The 18039-nt window shown below is 65.8% G+C and carries 14 protein-coding genes and 1 pseudogene; 1 reads left to right on the top strand and 14 read right to left on the bottom strand.

Features of this window, described 5'->3' with window-relative positions; genetic code table 11:
* Positions 1 to 202: 202 nt before the first annotated feature.
* The gene (locus tag IE243_RS09860) at positions 203 to 973 is read left to right on the top strand and encodes a class II aldolase/adducin family protein (RefSeq protein ID WP_191319171.1); all 771 of its coding nucleotides are present in this window, start codon (positions 203 to 205) and stop codon (positions 971 to 973) included.
* A gap of 204 nt (positions 974 to 1177) precedes the next feature.
* On the opposite strand, the gene IE243_RS09855 is transcribed toward IE243_RS09860, so the two are convergent.
* From IE243_RS09855 to tolA, 14 genes and pseudogenes are all read right to left on the bottom strand, one after another.
* Positions 1178 to 1381, bottom strand: coding sequence for a hypothetical protein (locus IE243_RS09855; protein ID WP_191319170.1), 204 nt, complete (start codon positions 1379 to 1381; stop codon positions 1178 to 1180).
* 507 nt (positions 1382 to 1888) lie between these two features.
* Positions 1889 to 3487: a phosphoglycerate dehydrogenase gene (gene serA / locus IE243_RS09850; protein WP_191319169.1), complete on the bottom strand. Its 1599-nt coding sequence runs from the start codon at positions 3485 to 3487 to the stop codon at positions 1889 to 1891.
* Between the two features lie 204 nt (positions 3488 to 3691).
* Positions 3692 to 4852, bottom strand: a complete 1161-nt coding sequence (locus IE243_RS09845) for a phosphoserine transaminase (RefSeq protein ID WP_191319168.1) — start codon at positions 4850 to 4852, stop codon at positions 3692 to 3694.
* Between the two features lie 134 nt (positions 4853 to 4986).
* On the bottom strand, positions 4987 to 5568 hold the full coding sequence (locus IE243_RS09840; protein ID WP_194624589.1) for a GNAT family N-acetyltransferase: 582 nt from the start codon (positions 5566 to 5568) through the stop codon (positions 4987 to 4989).
* Positions 5561 to 6793 (bottom strand): nucleotidyl transferase family protein, encoded by a 1233-nt coding sequence (locus IE243_RS09835; RefSeq protein ID WP_191319166.1) that lies wholly within the window; start codon positions 6791 to 6793, stop codon positions 5561 to 5563. The genes IE243_RS09840 and IE243_RS09835 overlap by 8 nt, the downstream gene beginning before the upstream one ends.
* A gap of 639 nt (positions 6794 to 7432) precedes the next feature.
* Positions 7433 to 8044: pseudogene (locus IE243_RS09830) on the bottom strand (outer membrane protein); the annotation flags it as partial.
* Between the two features lie 561 nt (positions 8045 to 8605).
* Positions 8606 to 9958: a phosphoglucosamine mutase gene (gene glmM, locus IE243_RS09825; RefSeq protein WP_191319164.1), complete on the bottom strand. Its 1353-nt coding sequence runs from the start codon at positions 9956 to 9958 to the stop codon at positions 8606 to 8608.
* A gap of 387 nt (positions 9959 to 10345) precedes the next feature.
* Positions 10346 to 12268 carry an ATP-dependent zinc metalloprotease FtsH gene (gene ftsH / locus IE243_RS09820; RefSeq protein ID WP_191319163.1) on the bottom strand — a complete coding sequence of 641 codons (1923 nt, stop codon included), beginning with the start codon at positions 12266 to 12268 and terminating at the stop codon, positions 10346 to 10348.
* Between the two features lie 275 nt (positions 12269 to 12543).
* Positions 12544 to 13632: a tRNA lysidine(34) synthetase TilS gene (gene tilS, locus IE243_RS09815; protein ID WP_191319162.1), complete on the bottom strand. Its 1089-nt coding sequence runs from the start codon at positions 13630 to 13632 to the stop codon at positions 12544 to 12546.
* Between the two features lie 43 nt (positions 13633 to 13675).
* Positions 13676 to 14482 (bottom strand): tol-pal system protein YbgF, encoded by an 807-nt coding sequence (ybgF, locus tag IE243_RS09810; RefSeq protein WP_244643029.1) that lies wholly within the window; start codon positions 14480 to 14482, stop codon positions 13676 to 13678.
* An 82-nt stretch (positions 14483 to 14564) separates the two neighbouring features.
* Positions 14565 to 15074, bottom strand: coding sequence for a peptidoglycan-associated lipoprotein Pal (gene pal, locus IE243_RS09805; protein WP_191319215.1), 510 nt, complete (start codon positions 15072 to 15074; stop codon positions 14565 to 14567).
* Between the two features lie 168 nt (positions 15075 to 15242).
* Positions 15243 to 16661, bottom strand: a complete 1419-nt coding sequence (gene tolB, locus IE243_RS09800; protein WP_191319161.1) for a Tol-Pal system beta propeller repeat protein TolB — start codon at positions 16659 to 16661, stop codon at positions 15243 to 15245.
* On the bottom strand, positions 16651 to 16884 hold the full coding sequence (locus IE243_RS09795; RefSeq protein ID WP_191319160.1) for a hypothetical protein: 234 nt from the start codon (positions 16882 to 16884) through the stop codon (positions 16651 to 16653). The genes tolB and IE243_RS09795 overlap by 11 nt, the downstream gene beginning before the upstream one ends.
* Positions 16881 to 18035: a cell envelope integrity protein TolA gene (tolA, locus tag IE243_RS23760; protein WP_210319825.1), complete on the bottom strand. Its 1155-nt coding sequence runs from the start codon at positions 18033 to 18035 to the stop codon at positions 16881 to 16883. The genes IE243_RS09795 and tolA overlap by 4 nt, the downstream gene beginning before the upstream one ends.
* Positions 18036 to 18039 lie beyond the last annotated feature (4 nt).

Raw genomic sequence — 18039 nt, 5'->3', positions numbered from 1 at the left:
CGCACGTTCATTGCGGATGACAGGGCACACATCCGGCCCGTGGACTGCCAGCAGATCTGGATGTCGCGCCAGCCGGCGTCACGCACAAGCGGGTGGCGCCGGCTTTCGTTTGGGTTCATAAATTGTGGCGTTATAAAAAATATCCCACCGCCGGCGGGAGAGCGCCCGGTTCCGGCGGAGCAGACATTCGGGGAGAAACGTCATGACAGCGGCCAATGTCGTCAGCCTGGACAAGATGAACGACGCCGAGCGCCAGGTGCGCATCGACCTCGCAGCCGCGTACCGGCTGGTCGCCATGTATGGTTGGGACGACATGGTGTTCACGCACCTGTCGGCGCGCGTGCCTGGGCCGGAGCATCACTTTCTCATCAATCCTTACGGCATGATGTTCGATGAGATCACCGCCTCAAGCCTGGTAAAGATCGACCTGGACGGCAATCCGGTGGGCGAAACGCCCTACAAGGTCAATCCGGCCGGCTTCACCATCCATTCGGCCGTGCATGAGGTGCGGGAGGATGCCCAGTGCGTCATGCACCTGCACACGCTGGATGGCACCGCGGTCGCTTCCACCTCGCTCGGCCTGCAGCCGCTCAACCAGACGGCGCAGCTGATCTCCGACGATCTCGCCTATCACGATTACGAGGGCGTCGCGCTTGATCTGGACGAGCGCCCGCGCCTGCAGCGCGACCTTGGCGACAAGAACCTGATGCTGCTGCGCAACCATGGCACCCTCACCGTCGGCAAGACCGTGGCGACCGCCTTCATGCGCATGTACTACCTGGAGCGGGCCTGCTCCATGCAGGTGCGCACCTTCGCCATGGGCAGCGCCATCTATCCAACCGAGGAACAGGTCATCGAGAAGAACGCCGAAGTCGGGTCTTCCCCCAATGGCCTGATGAAAGTGGCCGACCGCCTCGCCTGGCCGGCGCTGCTGCGCAAGCTGGACCGTCACAACCCCGGCTATCGCGACTGACCCTCAACCGACAGCCGCCCGGACCGGGACTGAGCCTGCCTCCGTTCCGCCGGACTGGCGCGTTTTCCTGACGGAGCATGGCCCCGGGCTTGCCGGAGCACGTGAGAGCACTCCGGTGAGAACCAGCCCGCCAATACTGCTCCATCTGTTTGATTTAACGCAGTTTCTTCAAGAAAATCGCACTCCACTTTTCGTGAAAATGCTCTAACGAAGGGCCGCATCAGGAAACAGGGGCAGGCCGTCCTGACGCGCCTGCTCCAGATCCACCTTGCAGGCAGGCGCCCCGCCAAAGCTCTCACCAGCCTTGGGGACGTGATCGCCACCGGACGCCAGCGCCCCGGACAGTTCCTGACGGCTGGCGTTGCCGCATGGAGGCGCGACCACAGGCGCAACCATCGGAGCGTTCACGCCAGTCTCTTCAAGAACCATCCGCCCCATCAGGAGCACGGGAGCCAACAGGAGGAGTAAACATCCAGATATTTTGACAATAATCATTTTGTGCACGTGATATATATAAAATATTTACATAATACGACATTGTCTCAAAACAATAAAGCTGGATCAACATTCAGCGCGACGGCCCGCATACGTGTGAACCGGAGATGACCTGGCGATCCTGACCTGGCGCCCCGGTCCGGCGCCCTGCCCAGCCCCCCTCCTGGCCATCAGGCAATCGTAGCCGGACGAAACGCGCAAGCCTGGCGACGCCTGCTGACAGGCATATGGCGACCATCACCGGGGTGGACCGCATATGGGCGCCCGCCTGCTCTTTCAGAAGTTCCTGATGCAGAAACCTGAACCGCAGATATTTTGATCGTGTATTCATAAAAAATGCCGCCGCAATCCGGTTGCGGCGGCGACAAATTCAGGGCGTCATGACGACGATCACCAGATCATCGCCGTCCGGCGGCCTGTTTACGCGAAGTTGAGCGACTTCACCTGCTTGACGCCCGCAATGTCCTTCACCGCCGCAATCGCCTTCTCCGGCACGACGCCATCGACCTCGACCAGAGCGATAGCCGAACCGCCGGGCCGGTCGCGGCCGAGGGCGAAGGTGGCGATATTGACGCCCGCCTCGCCAAGGATGCTGGCGAACCGGCCAATGAAGCCTGGCTTGTCCTCATTGGACACGTAAAGCATCGACGGCGCCAGCTCGGCGTCCACCTTGATCTCCTTGATGGCGACGATGCGCGGACGTCCGCCTGCGAACACCGTGCCGGCGACGGACCGGGTCTGGGTGTCCGTGGTCACCGAGAGGGTGATCAGCGCGTCGTACTCGCCTTCCGCCTCACGGATCGTCTCCTCAATCACCACGCCGCGCTCGCGGGCGATGGAGGGCGCCGACACCACATTGACGTCCTGCAGCATCGGCCGCAGCAGGCCGGCGATGGCGGAGGCGGTGAGCGCCTTCACCTTCAGCCCGGCCACGGCGCCTTCATAGGTGATGTGCACGCTTTTCAGGCCGGTTTCGGTGAGCTGGCCGGCGAAGGAGCCCAGCTTCTCGGCGAGCTCGATGAACGGCTTCAGCTTTGGCGCTTCCTCGGCGGTGATCGACGGGAAATTGACGGCGTTCTGGATGGCGCCGCGCAGCAGATAGTCGGACATCTGCTCGGCCACCTGCAGGGCGACGTTTTCCTGGGCTTCGGTGGTGGCGGCGCCGAGGTGCGGCGTGCACACCACGTTCGGATGGCCGAACAGCACGTTGTCCTTTGCCGGCTCCTCAACGAACACGTCAAAGGCGGCGCCAGCCACGTGGCCGCTGTCGAGGGCGGCGCGCAGGGCCGCCTCATCCACCAGGCCGCCGCGGGCGCAGTTGATGATGCGCACGCCCTTCTTTGCCTTCGCGAGGGATTCGGCCGACAGGATGTTGCGGGTCTTGTCGGTGAGCGGCGTGTGCAGGGTGATGAAGTCAGCCCGCTGCAGCAGTTCGTCCAGCTCCACCTTCTCCACGCCGAGATCCAGAGCCCGTTCGGGCGACAGGAACGGATCGTATGCGATCACCTTCATGCGCAGGCCGACGCCGCGTTCGGCGACGATGGCGCCGATATTCCCGCAGCCGATCACGCCCAGCGTCTTGCCGGTGATCTCGACGCCCATGAAGCGGTTCTTCTCCCATTTGCCGGCCTGGGTGGAGGCGTCAGCGGCAGGGATCTCACGCGCCAGCGCGAACATCAGGGCGATGGCGTGCTCGGCGGTGGTGATGGAATTGCCGAACGGCGTGTTCATCACGATGACGCCGCGCGACGACGCAGCCGGAATGTCGACGTTGTCGACGCCGATGCCGGCGCGACCGATCACCTTGAGGTTCTTCGCGTTCTCAAGAATTTTCGCCGTCACCTTGGTGGCGGAGCGAATGGCGAGGCCATCGTAGTCGCCGATAATGGCGGCGAGCTTGTCCTTGTCCTTGCCAAGGTCTGGCTGGAAATCCACGTCGACGCCGCGATCGCGGAAAATCTGGACAGCAGCGGGAGAAAGGGCGTCCGAAATCAGGACGCGGGGCGCTCTGGCGGTCATGAGATCACCTTCATGGGATCATCGTCGCGCACGGCCGGGACAAACGCTGCCGGCAGCGGCGCGGTTATATCGGGAGAAGCGGCCGCCGTTCTGGTTGCGGCGACCATGGCGACGCGGGAGCGGCTCCCGCGCCGTGAAAAGCCGGATCCAGAGCAAAATCCACACTTGAGAGATTTGCCCTGGAGCATCTTCACGAAAAGCGCATCAGCCGAGCTTCGCTTTTTCCTCAGCGAAGGCCCAGTCGAGCCACTGGGTCAGGGCCGCCACATCGGCAGCCTCCACCGTGGCGCCGCACCAGATGCGCAGGCCAGGAGGGGCGTCGCGATAAGAGCCGATGTCATAGGCCACGCCCTCGGCCTCAAGCCGGGAGGCGATGCCCTTGGCCACGGCGGCGCCAGCCTCGGCGCCCTTCGCCAGCACGTCCGCATCGGAGATCACCAGGCAGACGCTGGTGTTCGAGCGGGTCTCCGGCTTCACCGCCAGATTGGCGATCCAGTCGCGGCTATCGATCCAGTCGTTCAGCGTCTTGGCGTTGGCGTCAGCGCGGCCGACGAGGCCGTCGAGGCCGCCCACAGCCTTCGCCCATTGCAGGGCGTCGATATAATCCTCGACGCACAGCATCGACGGCGTGTTGATGGTCTCGCCCTTGAAGATGCCTTCCGAAATCTTGCCCTTCGAGGTCATGCGGAAGATCTTCGGCATGGGCCACGCCGGCGTATAGCTCTCCAGTCGCTCCACGGCGCGCGGCGACAGGATCAGCATGCCGTGCGCGCCCTCGCCGCCCAGCACCTTCTGCCAGGAGAAGGTGACGACGTCGAGCTTGCTGAAGTCGAGGCGCTGGGCGAAGGCGGCCGAGGTGGCGTCGCAGATGGTCAGGCCCTGGCGGTCAGCCGGAATCCAGTCCGCATTGGCGACGCGAACGCCGGAAGTGGTGCCATTCCAGGTGAACACCACGTCGCGATTGGCGACGTCGACCTGGGCGAAGTCGGGCAGTTCGCCGTAAGGGGCGTTAAAAATGCGCGCATCAAGCTTGAGCTGCTTGACGACGTCGGTGACCCAACCCTCGCCGAAGCTTTCCCAGGCCAGCATGTCGACCGGGCGAGCGCCCAGCAACGACCACAGCGCCATCTCGACGGCGCCGGTGTCGGAGGCCGGCACAATGCCGATGCGGTAATCGGCGGGAACCTCCAGCACCTCGCGGGTCAGGTCGATGGCAAGCTTCAACTTGTCCTTGCCGACCTTGGCGCGATGCGAGCGGCCAAACGGCGTGTCGGCGAGCCCTTCCAGGCTCCAGCCGGGACGCTTGGCGCACGGGCCAGACGAAAACTCCGGCCGTGCGGGCCGGGTGGCGGGCTTTGTCGTCATATCATCCATCCTCACAGATGGGCGCTTCCCGTTGGGGGGAAGTGTCCCGCCAACGGGCGTACGCCTGATGAGAAGGGCGCGCAAGCGGAATCCACCGGAACCCGACAACGGGCAGCGTGACGCCGGGCTCGGGATCAGGCGCGCGGCTTGTCTGGCTGGCGCGGCGCCGGCGGACGGCCGGCCGAGATCTCCAGAACGCCGGGGCGGTTCCAGTCGCCTTCCGGCCGGTTGAGCACGTGCGGGCCGTCGTCGAGGCGCAATTCATCCGGTCTGGGGGGCAGCACCGCTTTCATCTCCACATAATGGTAGCCGGAAAAAGTGAAGGGTGCGCCGTGCGGAACGAAACCATGGGCGCGGTAGAAATGAACGAGGCCGGCCTGAGCGTGCAGATACAGGCAGGAAAACCCCTTGCGCTGGCTGATAGCGATCATGAAGCGCAGCAGATCGTCGCCATGGCCGCTTCCTCGCGCCTCCGGCCGCAACGCCAGGCGCTCCAGCTTGGCGAACCCGGCGAACCAGCGGATACGCGCCGTCGCCACCGGCTCGCCGTCAAGCAGGCCGAGAATCTGCGTCGCCGCGTGGTCATTGCCATCGAACTCTTCGCTCCATGGACATGCCTGCCCGGCCAGATAGACAATGGACCTGACGGCGACCACCTTCATGTAGTCTTCGAACGACGACGCAATCTTCAGGGAGAACCCGCTGTTTTCACGCATCATGCCTGTCCCTCACGCTCAACAGGCCGTTGCTGTTCTGGAACGTCACGCCAGCAGTGGCGAAGCTGGCGACGCCCTCGCGCAGACGGGCGATGACTTCGCCAACGACCGGCGTCGTCATGCCAGCCGCGCCGTTGCGGATCGCCGTCGCCGAAACGTTGTTCCGCCGGCGCACCGGCATGGGATAGATCCAGCCGCATTCATCATAGATGCTCCGCACCCACATGCCGCCCAGATCGCTGCCGTGCAGCCCGTGCAGCGGGACGCCGGGGTGCAGCTTGCGAATGCGGGCGATCACGCCATGAAAGCCATGATCCCGATACACCTCCGGCAGCCACAGCACCTCGACCCTGCCGGCCAGCCCGGCCTCGGCCAGGGCAATCGCGATCAGCGCGCGCCGGGTCTGCGGCGGATAAAACCGTTTGCCGGTGGGGAAATAATTGACATGCGCGTCGGCCTTCGCTGTCCGCTCCATGACATCAAGGCCGCCGTCATTGCCGATGATGGCGATTTCGCCCTTTTCCAGCGCCCGGGCATGGAGTCTCGGAACCACTGTCGGGTGAACAATGACTTTCGCCAGGCCGCGCCCGTCCAGCGCCTGACGAATGATGTCGACATGCGTGACATGAAACGGGTTGAACGTGCCGAAAAAGACGCCGATCCCGCGACGCGGAAACCAGTGGCCCCGGAGGTCCGACAGGACGCCAAGTCCGAAAACCAGCCCGCCAAACCCGCACCCCATGATCACCATCACGTGACGGAACAGCGGCGCTCCGGTGGTCGATAACGCCGTCGCGACGATATTGATGGACAGCGCGGCCAGCACATTGCGGTTCTGATCGCCGACGCCGCGATTGTAGAGCGCCAGCGCCATGTATTGCACGCCCTGGGAGGCAAGCGTGGTCAGCAGCGCCGCGCCTGCAACGCCGCCCAGCCCGCGGAACCCGGCGTCGGGAACAACGCCGCCAGCCAGAAAAGCGCCAAACACCGCCACGTTAAACAGATACTGCGCCGCAAATCTGCCGAGACGGCCGAACGTAACAACCGCCCAGCGATGATTGACCAGTTCTTCCACCCGGTTGCTTACGCGCGAGTAAGCAGGAAGCAGCAGGCACACGATCACCGAAACGCTCACCAGCGCCAGATTGCTCCACGCCGCGTGCCCCCAGGCATAGGACAGGTACATGATGACGCCGACACACGCCGCCAGACGCACGGACGGCATGGCGCAATACCGGACGGCCGAACCGATGAATCGCATATGACCACTTATCAATATGAATGAATATAAACGATAAATTCATATAACGGCGGCGACGTAATTGTATTCGCGCCGAAATAAGCTTTTCTTACATTCTGTAATTATGTCGAATTTTTGTATTGGCGAAATTCAATGCCAGGTCCCGCGAACGACGGTCGGGATTTTTCAACCGCCCTGCCGGCAGGCCACCAATGGATAACAGCAATCATACATTATTTGATATGGTGGAATATTACTGATTGGCGACACAGCGAACCCGGAGCGGGACGCCGTTTGTCTGTCCGCCGGCGCGCGGCCAATCCAGGCCAACGTCCACACTCCGCGAGGTTCGCCAGACGTGTGGCGCGCATCATGACAGAACGGGCCGCGCCAGCCCCTCATGAAAAAGCCCCATGTGAGCTCATTGTGAGCTCATGAGGCCAGGGCTGACGGGCGGCGCGCGCAGCCGCGCGGACGCCACAACGTACGTTTCGGTATACGCCTTTACAGCGCCCCCAACTCCCACCGCACGCCAAGGGTCACCTCATGGCTTTCCAGCGTCTTGACGCGCAGCGGCGTGGCGGCGAGGCAGGCGAAACCGTCGTCGCAGATGGCGCGGCCGCTGTTGGCGTTGCCCAGCCGCATGTAGCGGTAGCCAAGATCAGCCGAGACGCCGGGGGCGATCTCATAGGCGACGCCGGCGTACAGCGCGAAGGCGGCGCTGGCGTGCGAGCCATGGCGCGCAGCAATGATGTCTGTCGCCGGGGCCAGCGGCTGCGCCTGCTCGAAACGGCCGACCTTGTAGAGGCGGTTCCAGGCCACGCCGACGCCAGCGCCCACATAGGGCGTCAGGCCGTTCCAGTTCAGGATGTCCCAGTAGACATTGGCCAGGGCGACGTTGGAGCGGGTTCCGGCGCTGTAATAGCCGACCGACTGGCTGGCGCCGGAAGCAAAGGCGCTGTCAACGCCGGCGCCGTGCAGCCGCACGCCGGACAGGGCCGTGGCCGTCACGTCAACGCGCAGGGACGGCCCGATGCGGTAGCCGACACCGCCGCCAGCCGACCAGCCATGATCAATGCGCGCGCGCGCGATGGCCGCATCGACAGGAGTCGCGCCGCCGGGCGCGGCGTAAGCCAGAGGAATCGCGTTGCGGGAGCCTCGCAGGCCGAGCCCCACCCCTACGTCGCCGCGCAGATACCAGCCGCCGCCAGCAACCAGCGGCTTTTCCGGCTCCATTGGCGGAAGATCGGGCAGCATATCCGCCGCCAGCGCCGGCGCCATGCTGGCGAGACAGCCCGCGGCAAGGCCAAACGCCAGACTGCGCGCCTGGCCCGAAGCCCGACCAAACCCCGAAGTGAGCGCCGAAGTGAACATCGTCCCGCCGTCCCTGTCGCGTCGCGCACCGCCGTAGGTCGCCGACGTTCTTGAGAATGTTGCGTTTGCGCGGCGGGCTGGGCCGCCCCGCGCAAACGCAACATTCCAAACCTGCAGTTCAAGCCAGCTGTCGCCTCCAGACCGGATCGCCGTCGCGATTCGCCCCTGGACGCCGCCTGCTCTGGCGCCAAATTCGCAGGCAACCGTTAATGGCCGCTTAACCTTAATGAAGATGGTTAATGAACTGTCGCGACAGGGCGTCCGGCCCCGCCCAGGCAGGCGGGGGCGCCCCGGGGGCGGCTCTCCAGCCGGAGGCGACGCCGTTTCCACCCGGAAAATGCCATCGAACCAGCAAGTTAAAAAAGCAACGCGGGCGACCTGTACAGATCGCCCGCGTCAGATCCAGCTAACTGACGTTGAAATTCAGGCCGCCGCCCGGCCGATCTTGCCGATCTCGGCAATGACGTCGTCCACAACCTGGGTGACCACATCAAGGTTGTCGCCCTCGCCCATCACGCGGATCACCGGCTCGGTGCCCGAGGGACGCACCACCAGGCGGCCATTCTTGCCGAGCCGGTCGCGCGCCGCATCGACGATGGCGTCGACGCTCTCGACGGACGGGGCGGCGCCGCGCGTATAACGGTAGTTCTTCAGGACCTGGGGGAACGGCTCGAACGCCCGGCAAACCTCACTGACCGGCCGGCCAGCGCGCTGAACCACGGACAGGATCTGCAACGCCGACAACAGCCCGTCGCCGGTGGTGGCGTAGTCAGACAGGATGATGTGACCGGACTGCTCGCCGCCGACATTGTAGCCGTTGCGGCGCATGTGCTCGAGCACATAGCGGTCGCCCACCGCCGTGCGCTCAAGGCCGAGGCCCAGGCCTGAGAGATATTTCTCAAGCCCCAGATTGGACATGATGGTGGCGACGATCGCCGGCTTGCTCAGCAGCTCGGCTTCCTTCCAGCTACGGCCGATCACCGCCATCAGCTGGTCGCCGTCGACCACCTGGCCCTTTTCATCGACAATGATCACCCGGTCGGCGTCGCCGTCGAGGGCGATGCCCACGTCGGCCCGCACTTCGTGCACCTTGCGGATCAGCGCTTCCGGCGAGGTGGAGCCGACGTCGCGGTTGATATTGGTGCCGTCCGGCTCGACGCCAAGGGAGATGACCTCCGCGCCGAGTTCCCACAGCGCCTCCGGCGCCACGCGATAGCCGGCGCCATTGGCGCAGTCGACCACCACGCGCATACCGTCGAAATCGACATCGCGCGGCAGGGTCCGCTTGGCGAACTCGACGTAGCGGGCATGGACGCTATCGATGCGCTTCGCCCGGCCAAGATCGGCGGAACTGGCGAGACGCAGCGCCAGATCGCCGTCGATCAGCTCCTCGATCTGCTTCTCGACCTCGTCGGACAGCTTGTAGCCGTCCGGCCCGAACAGCTTGATGCCATTGTCTTCGTAAGGATTGTGCGAGGCCGAGATCATCACGCCCATGTCGCAACGCATGGAACGCGTCAGCATCGCCACCGCCGGCGTCGGCATCGGGCCAAGCTGCAGGACGTCGATGCCAACGGAGGTGAAACCGGCGATCATCGCTGTTTCGATCATGTAGCCCGACAGCCGCGTGTCTTTACCGATGATCACCCGGTTGCGGTGATCGCCGCGGCGGAACACCAGGCCCGCCGCCTGCCCCACCTTCAACGCCAGTTCTGGCGTGATGACGGCGTTGGCGCGACCGCGAATACCATCCGTGCCGAAGTAGCTTCTTGTCATATGTCCTGTGCCTCAGGGCAGTTTCCGCAAAAAAACGACGACGCTTTATTTCACTGCGGCCAAAAAATTGCCGGACCTCCCGGCAAACGGGAAGCCGGCGCGACGGTGAAACGGCGCCGCAGCGCGCTGCGGGGGTCATGGGACGGCCCAGCCGGTCCCGCCCAGCCCAAATCACCTGTCACGCCGTATCCCATGCGCCGCGCGCGACGCCCCGTCAAGCAACCGCGCGGCATCATGTATTCACTATTCATAACATGATGTTACCGGCATCGGCGACGCGCCGCCCGGCGCCAGCAGCGGCGGGGCCAGAGGCCAGACGAAATTCGCCCCGGTTCTGGAGAACCGGGGCGAAATATCTGAAACAGGCGCTTTTGAAGGGCGTCAGCCTCAGGCCTGAGGCTGCGGCTCAAGCCCGGCGTCGGAGCCGCCGCGCGGCGTATGCCGGCCGGCGGACGGCACCAGCGTGCCGCGGCTGGGCGGCGGCTCGCTGCCCGCGTCGCGCACCGGCGGCTTGCCGTCGAGCAGGCCGCGGATCTCCTCGCCGGAGAGCGTCTCATACTCAAGCAGCCCGCGCGCCAGCGCCTCCAGATCGTCGTGGCGCTCGGTGAGGATGCGGCGGGCTTCAGACAGGCCTTCCTCCACCAGACGGCGGATTTCCGCGTCGATCTTCTGCGCCGTCGCCTCGGACAAGGTCTGCTGCTTGCCCATGGAGTAGCCGAGGAACACCTCGCCGCCCTCGTCGCCGTACATCACGGCGCCGAGCTCGTCGGAGAAGCCCCATTGCGTGACCATGGCCCGCGCCAGCTTGGTCGCCTGCTGGATATCAGAAGCGGCACCGGAGGTGACCTTGGCCGGCCCGAAGATCAGCTCCTCGGCCACGCGCCCGCCCATCATGATGGCGAGACGCGAGGTCATCTGCTCGTAGCTCATGGAGAGCTTGTCGCGCTCCGGCAACTGCATGACCATGCCGAGGGCGCGGCCGCGCGGAATGATGGTCGCCTTGTGCACCGGATCGGTGGCGGGGACATTGAGGGCGACGACGGCGTGACCCGCCTCGTGATAGGCCGTCAGACGCTTCTCGTCCTCGGTCATCACCAGGGTGCGGCGCTCGGCGCCCATCATCACCTTGTCCTTGGCGTCCTCAAATTCCTGCATGGTGACGATGCGCTTGCCGCGCCGCGCCGCCAGCAGCGCCGCCTCATTGACCAGATTCATCAGGTCGGCGCCGGAGAAGCCTGGGGTGCCGCGCGCCATGGTGCGCAGGTCGACGTCCGGCGCCAGCGGCACCTTGCGGACGTGGACGCGCAGGATGCGCTCGCGACCAACCACATCCGGGTTTGGCACGACGATCTGGCGGTCGAAACGGCCTGGACGCAACAGCGCCGGATCCAGCACGTCGGGGCGGTTGGTGGCGGCGATAATGATGACGCCTTCGTTCGCCTCGAAGCCATCCATCTCCACCAGCAGCTGGTTCAGGGTCTGCTCGCGCTCGTCATTGCCGCCGCCAAGTCCGGCGCCGCGATGACGGCCAACCGCGTCAATCTCGTCGATGAAGATGATGCACGGCGAGTTCTTCTTCGCCTGTTCGAACATGTCGCGCACGCGGCTGGCGCCGACGCCCACGAACATCTCAACGAAGTCCGAGCCGGAAATGGTGAAGAACGGCACGTTGGCCTCGCCGGCGACGGCGCGGGCGATCAGCGTCTTGCCGGTGCCGGGCGGGCCGACCAGCAGCACGCCGCGTGGAATGCGGCCGCCGAGGCGCTGGAATTTCTGCGGATCACGCAGGAACTCCACGATCTCCTGCAGGTCGTCCTTGGCTTCCTCAACGCCGGCCACGTCCTCGAAGGTGACGCGGCCATGCGCTTCCGTCAGCAGCTTGGCCTTCGACTTGCCGAAGCCCATGGCGCGCCCCGCGCCGCTCTGCATTTGCCGCGACAGGAAAATCCACGCGCCAATGAAGACGAGGATCGGCAACCAGTTGATCAGCAGCGCGATGAACCATGGCGTGTCGGACTGCGGCGGACGCGCGGAAATCTGCACGTTCTTCTGCTGCAGCTTGCTGACGAGACCCGGATCGTATGGCGCGTAAGTTTTGAAGGCGCGTCCGTCCGTATAGGTTCCGGTGATTTCCTGCCCGGAGATCAACACGCTGGTGACGCGGCCATTGTCGGCGTCCTGCAGCAGTTGCGAGTAAGGAATATCAGACGAACCGCCGCGCTGCCCGGGGCTCTGGAACAGGGAGACCAGCGCCAGCACCAGCAGAAAAATGATGACCCAGAGGGCGAAGTTCCTGAAATTGGGGTTCATCTTGAATTATATGTCCTGGTCCAGCGGGCTGCCGCGCGCCATAAGGATCTCAACCAGCCCCATATTTAGGCTTGAAGCGACCTGTTGCCAAGGTCGCGCCATCAATGGAGCCTGCCGGAAGTGGGGGGATGAATTGAGTTGCCGGCCTTGTAGACGCAAAAAACGCCCTGTTTGGGGCGGGCGAGGCGGTTATGCCGCAGGCCGGCGGCTTTCCTGACAGGGCCTGACGCCAATTCCGGCCGACGCCCCTGACCGGCGCGTCCTGCCCGCAGCGGTCAGGCGACGGGGCGCGTCCTCCGCGGCGGCTCCGCGCCGCCGCGACAGAGGCCGTGGCGGTCGAGCCGCAAGGCAAGCCCTCCCAGGGTCAGCGTTTCAGGACGGCCGGCGTCAGCGGCGGCGACCAGCCGCTCCGTCGCCCGCTCCAGACGCTCCAGGCGCAGCGGCGCGGCGTCCGCAGGCCGGGCGCCGGCCAGCAGCCGCCCCAGCGCCCGCACCGCGATCTCGGCCGGTTGTTCCGCCAGCCGGCGCATGTCGACGCTGAAATCCCCCCCGCTCGTCCGCACATCGGCGCCCGCCAGGGCCAGGTCCACCGCCTGTTCCAGCGCCGCGTCGGCGCGGGCGGCGCGGGCGCCAAGACGCAACAGCCGTTCACGGCTCAGCCCGAGCGCGGCCAGCTCGCTGGCAAGGCGACGCAGCCTGCCCCTGCCCTTGCGCGGATCGAGGTTGCCAGGATCGACGGCCCAATCCCATCCGGCGGCGACGCAGACAGCGACCAGACGGCTCTTGGTCAACGAAAGCAGCGGCCGCGCCAACCACAACCCCTCCCGCCGCGACAGGGCGGCGATGCCGGCGAGACCGCCGGGGCCGGAGCCAGCGCACAGACGCATCAGAATGGTTTCGGCCAGATCGTCGGCGTGATGGGCGGTCAGCACATGCGACGCGCCGACACGCCGGGCATGGGCGAACAGCAACTCATATCGCGCCGTCCGCGCCGCTTCCTGCACGCCGCTCGCCGGCTTGTCGCCGGCCCAGACCAGGATGGCGCCCGGCAGCCCCACATCGCGCGCGCGCATCATCACCATGCGGGCTTCGTCGGCGGCCTCCGGACGCAGACCATGGTCGACAACCGCGACGGACACCGGCGGGCGCGGTTCGCCGCGCGCCAGACCTTCCGCCCGCCAACCCGCCACAAGATGCAGCAGCGCCAGGGAATCGGGCCCGCCGGAAACCGCCAGCAGCAGGCCGGCGGCGTCAGCAAGGCCGGAAAACAAAAAATCCGCCTCGCCGGCGGTTACGGGGGCGTCGTCATGGACGCTTCGGGCGTTCGGGCCCGCGCTCTGGCGCTGGTCGTCATCCCCGTGCAAGGAACCCGCCTCCCACAATGGATCACCGCGCCTCATCGACAGTTCAGCATTTTGTGCGGCGCCGTTCGCGCTCCACGGCCGAACGCACGTCAACCGAAGCGTTGGGATATTTGCGCAGCACTTCCGACAGGGTGGCGCAGGCTTCCTGTTTGGCGTTGAGCCGCGACAGCGACATGCCCAGCTTCACCAGCGCATCCGGACCGCGCGCCGATTTGGCGTATTCGGTCGAGATCTTCAGGAACTGTTCGGCCGCCTCACTATATTGCTGGCGCTGGAAATAGCTTTCACCCAGCCAGTAGATGGCTTCCGGCGCGCGCCGGTCACGGGGATTGGCCTGAAGAAACTGCCGGAAGCCCATTTCAGCGGCCGCATACTGGCGCTGCTGGAACTGGCCGCGGGCATTCTCGAAAGCGTCGCCGCCGGCGGCGCCTCCCGCCCCGGTCTGGCCGGCGACCTGGGACGGGCCGCCGGGTGAAACGCCCGCGCCGGCGTCGCCGCGCCGCTCACGGCCTGGCGACGTCGATGGCGCCGGAGAGGCGCCGCCGCCTCCGCCGCCGGATTTTTCCTGCAGGCGGAACTCGATGTCCTGCTGGAATTTGCGAAGCTGTTCATTGAGCCGGCGGTTCTCGAACTGCAGTTGCTCGATGCGGCCGGACATGGTCCGCACCTGCTCCTCAAGCTGGCCCATGCGCACCACAATGTCGGCGGCGTCCTGGGCCCGCGCCAGCGAGGCCGGCAGCACGGCGAGCATCGCCGTCAGGGCCAGTCCGCCGAAGAGCGCGGCGACCCGTGAAGCAACGGCAAACTTTGGCAATGGCAATGTCATGTCGGCCTGTCGTTTCGCTGTCATGCGGGAGGGAATTGCGATCCCGGAGGCCGCGCCATTCCCTTCCGGATCAGGATCCGTTCAGGAGCGGCGCGTTCCCGGTCGCTCAGGAACCGGCGCCGTCCAGCACGATGACGCTGCGGCGGTTCTGCGACCAGCAGGAGATGTCGTTGCAGACCGCGACGGGGCGCTCCTTGCCATAGGAGATCGTGCGCATGCGCGAGGAAGCGACGCCGCGTGAGACCAGATAATCGCGCACCGACTGGGCGCGGCGGGCGCCGAGCGAATAGTTGTATTCACGCGTGCCGCGCTCGTCAGCGTGACCCTCGACAATGAAGGTGTAACGCGGATAGCGGGCCAGCCAGGCCGCCTGACGGTCAAGCGTGGCGACGGCCTGGGGCGTCAGGGACGTGCTGTCCACTTCGAAGAACACACGGTCGCCCACGTTGACCACGAAGTCCTGGGCGCTGCCCGGCGCGCCGGCGCCGCCCATGCCGTAGCGGCCGCCGGATCCGCCGGCGCCGCCATTGACGCCGTCCTGATTGTTCTTGGCGCAGGCGCCGAGAGACAACGCCGCAACCATCGCCACAACCGCGAACGCAGCGCGACGGCCCATCCGCCCGTCCGCCTTGCCCATAACTGCTGCCGACATCATCAATCCTTCCTGGAAGCTTTCGCCTCAACATGTCCGCGCCAGCCGCGCGCCGTCATATCAGCGTTCACAAAGCCAGCGATGTGGTAAAATTCCGATTAAAGGCCGCGAAAGCCGGCCTCAGGCTACGGATCAGCGCATCTCCGACAGCACCTGCGACCAGCCCGGGTCCGATGCGAAGCCGGAGGTGCGGATCGGCGCCTCGACGCGGCCCGTGATGTCCGTCATGTACAGCTTGCTGCCGCCTTCGCCGCCCGGATCACGGAAGAACATCAGGAACTGGCCGTTCGGCGCCCAGGTCGGCCCCTCATTGTGGAAGCCTTCCGTCAGGATGCGCTCGCCTGAGCCATCCGGCTTCATCACGCCGATGGCGAACATGCCGGCCTTCTGGCGGGTAAAGGCGATGAAATCACCGCGCGGGGACCACACCGGCTGGCTGTAGCGCCCCTCGCCGAACGAAATGCGCTGGGCGTCGCCGCCCGACGCCGGCATGACGTAGATCTGCTGGCCGCCGCCGCGATCGCTCTCGAAGGCGATGCGCGAACCGTCCGGCGAGAACGACGGCGAGGTGTCGATGGCGCTGGCGCTGGTCAGGCGCGTGGTGGTGCGCGAGCCAAGGTTCATCAGATAGATGTTGGCGTTGCCGCCCTGCTGCAGGCTCAGCACGATGCTCTGGCCGTTCGGCGAGAAGCGCGGGCTGGAGGTCATGTCGGGGAAGTTGCCGACCATCTGGCGCTGCCCGGTGTCGATGTTCAGCACCTGCACGCGCGGCTGCGAACCGCGCGCCTGGGACATGTAGGTCACATCGGCCGAATTGGGCGCGAACCGCGGCGTCACCACGCTCTCCTCGCCGCGCGTCAGAAAACGCATGTTGGCGCCGTCGGTGTCCATGAGGGCGAGGCGTTTGCGACGCTGGTCGCGCGGTCCGCTCTCGTCCACGTAAACGATGCGGGCGTCGAACATGCCCTTGAGGCCGGTAAGGCGCGACAGGATCGAATCGGCGATGATGTGGCCGACCCGGCGCCAGTTGTTGGCGTCGGTCACGAACTGCTGGCCGGTCATCTGCTGGCCGGCGCTGACGTCCCAAAGGCGATACGCGGTGCGCAGTCGGCCGCCGTCGCGGCTGACGCGGCCGGTGGCCAGGGCCTGGGCGTTGATGGCCTGCCAGGCCTGGAAGGCCGGCACCGCGTCAAACTCAATCGGCCCGGGCGGGAAGGCGCCGCGATCGAGAGGCGCGAAATAACCGCAACGCTTCAGGTCAGCGGCGACAACGCCGGCGATGCGCGCGCCCAGATCCGGATCGCCGCCGAAATCGGCGATGGCGATGGGCAGCGGCTGGAAATTGGCGCGATCGAGGGTAATGGAGATTTCGGCCCGCGCGGGCTGCGCCCACGTGGTGACGGCGCTCACCGCCGCAAGACCGCCAGCCGCGACGCCGCCCCTGAGCAGGGCGCGCCGGCCAGGATCAACAAGACCATCCCCGGCGCCGGCTGACGGCAGGACAAGGCCTGCGGATCTGGCGACGCGGCGAAACAGGTGATCAGTGGCCATGATGCTTCCGGCGTTCATTGAGGTGGTCATTATCGGACTTGTTTAATTCTTGCAGCCCGGCGCGGCGAACCTGAATATCCGTCATGGGCGTGACCGCCGCATGCGACGTCATCAGATCCACAAACCCCGCCAGTTCCCATACCGGGAAACTTTTGCCTGGCGCAGATGGCAAAACCATGTCGGTTGCAACGCTCCGCCCGAACATCATCGTTTCAGATCTCATCCCAGAAACTCCCGGGCGTCGAAGACAATCCGGAAATTGCGCCAGTCATTGTAGAATGGCGCGAACTGCTGCGGCACCCGGAACGGCGCGCACATGCGCACGGCGCGCACGGCGCTGTCCGCCATGGCGCGGAAGCCCGGATCGGAAGAACTGTTCGCCACCACCGGCTGGCCAATCACCGCGCCGTCTGGCCCCAGCACCACGCGCACGTCCGGCTTCAGGTCCGGATTGGAGCCCATCGGCGGCGACCAGCATTTGGCCAGTTGCTCCTTGAGCATGGCGCCCAACGCATCGCGCTGCGACATGGACAGCTTCGGTCCCGTGCCCGTCTGGGCGCCCGCCGTCGAGCGCTGGTTAAGCTCTGGCCCGGTGGAGGCGGTGCGCTGGTTGGCGTTGCGGCTGGCCAGCAGCTTGCGGATGTCCGTCGGATTGAAGTTCTCGCCATCCGGCGCCGGTTTGGCCGCCGGTTTTTGCGCCGGCTTCTCGGCCGGCCTGGGCGTTGGCTTGCTGTCTTCGATCAGCCTGGCGAGATCACGGCGCGCCGGGGCCTCCGGCTCTGGCCTGGGCCTGGGCTCCGGCCTGGGCTTGGGCTCCGGCTTCGGTTTGGGCTCAGGTTTCGGCTTTGGCTCTGGCTTTGGTTCTGGTTTCGGCTCGGGCTTGGGCTCCGGCCTCGGCTCAGGACGCTGCGGCGGCAATGGCGCGGGTTCCGGTTTGGGCTCCGGCTTTGGCTCCGGCTTGGGTTCGGGTCTTGGCTCAGGCTTTGGCTCGGGCTTCGGTTCAGGCCTGGGCTCCGGCTTCTCGGCGGCGGCCGGCGGCGGCGTGTTCTCCTCAGCCTGCGCCAGATCGCGCGGTCGTGACGGCGGGGCCGGCGCGTCCTGGCGGTCATTGGCCGAATCCGGCTTCACGTCGCGCACCTCAGCCTGCTTTTCCGCGCGCAGGGTCGGCTTTTCCGAAACGTCCTTCGACGTTTTTTCGCCACGCGTCATGGCGCGCAGTTGGCTATCCGTGATCACCTCGACAGGCACCGCCTCCATCTGCTCCTCGAAGCGCGGCGCTGAGGCGAGCGCAATCAGCGCCGCGACCAGCAGGCCGGCGTGACCGAGCGCCGAAAGCAGCAGCCCTGGTTCCTGTCTGGACCAACGGAAATTCATCAGC

The sequence above is a fragment of the Camelimonas fluminis genome (assembly GCF_014656355.1).
Classification (GTDB): Bacteria; Pseudomonadota; Alphaproteobacteria; order Rhizobiales; family Beijerinckiaceae; genus Camelimonas; species Camelimonas fluminis.
The sequence above is the reverse complement of the archived record's forward strand: the minus strand, read 5'-3'. Positions and strand labels throughout refer to the sequence as shown.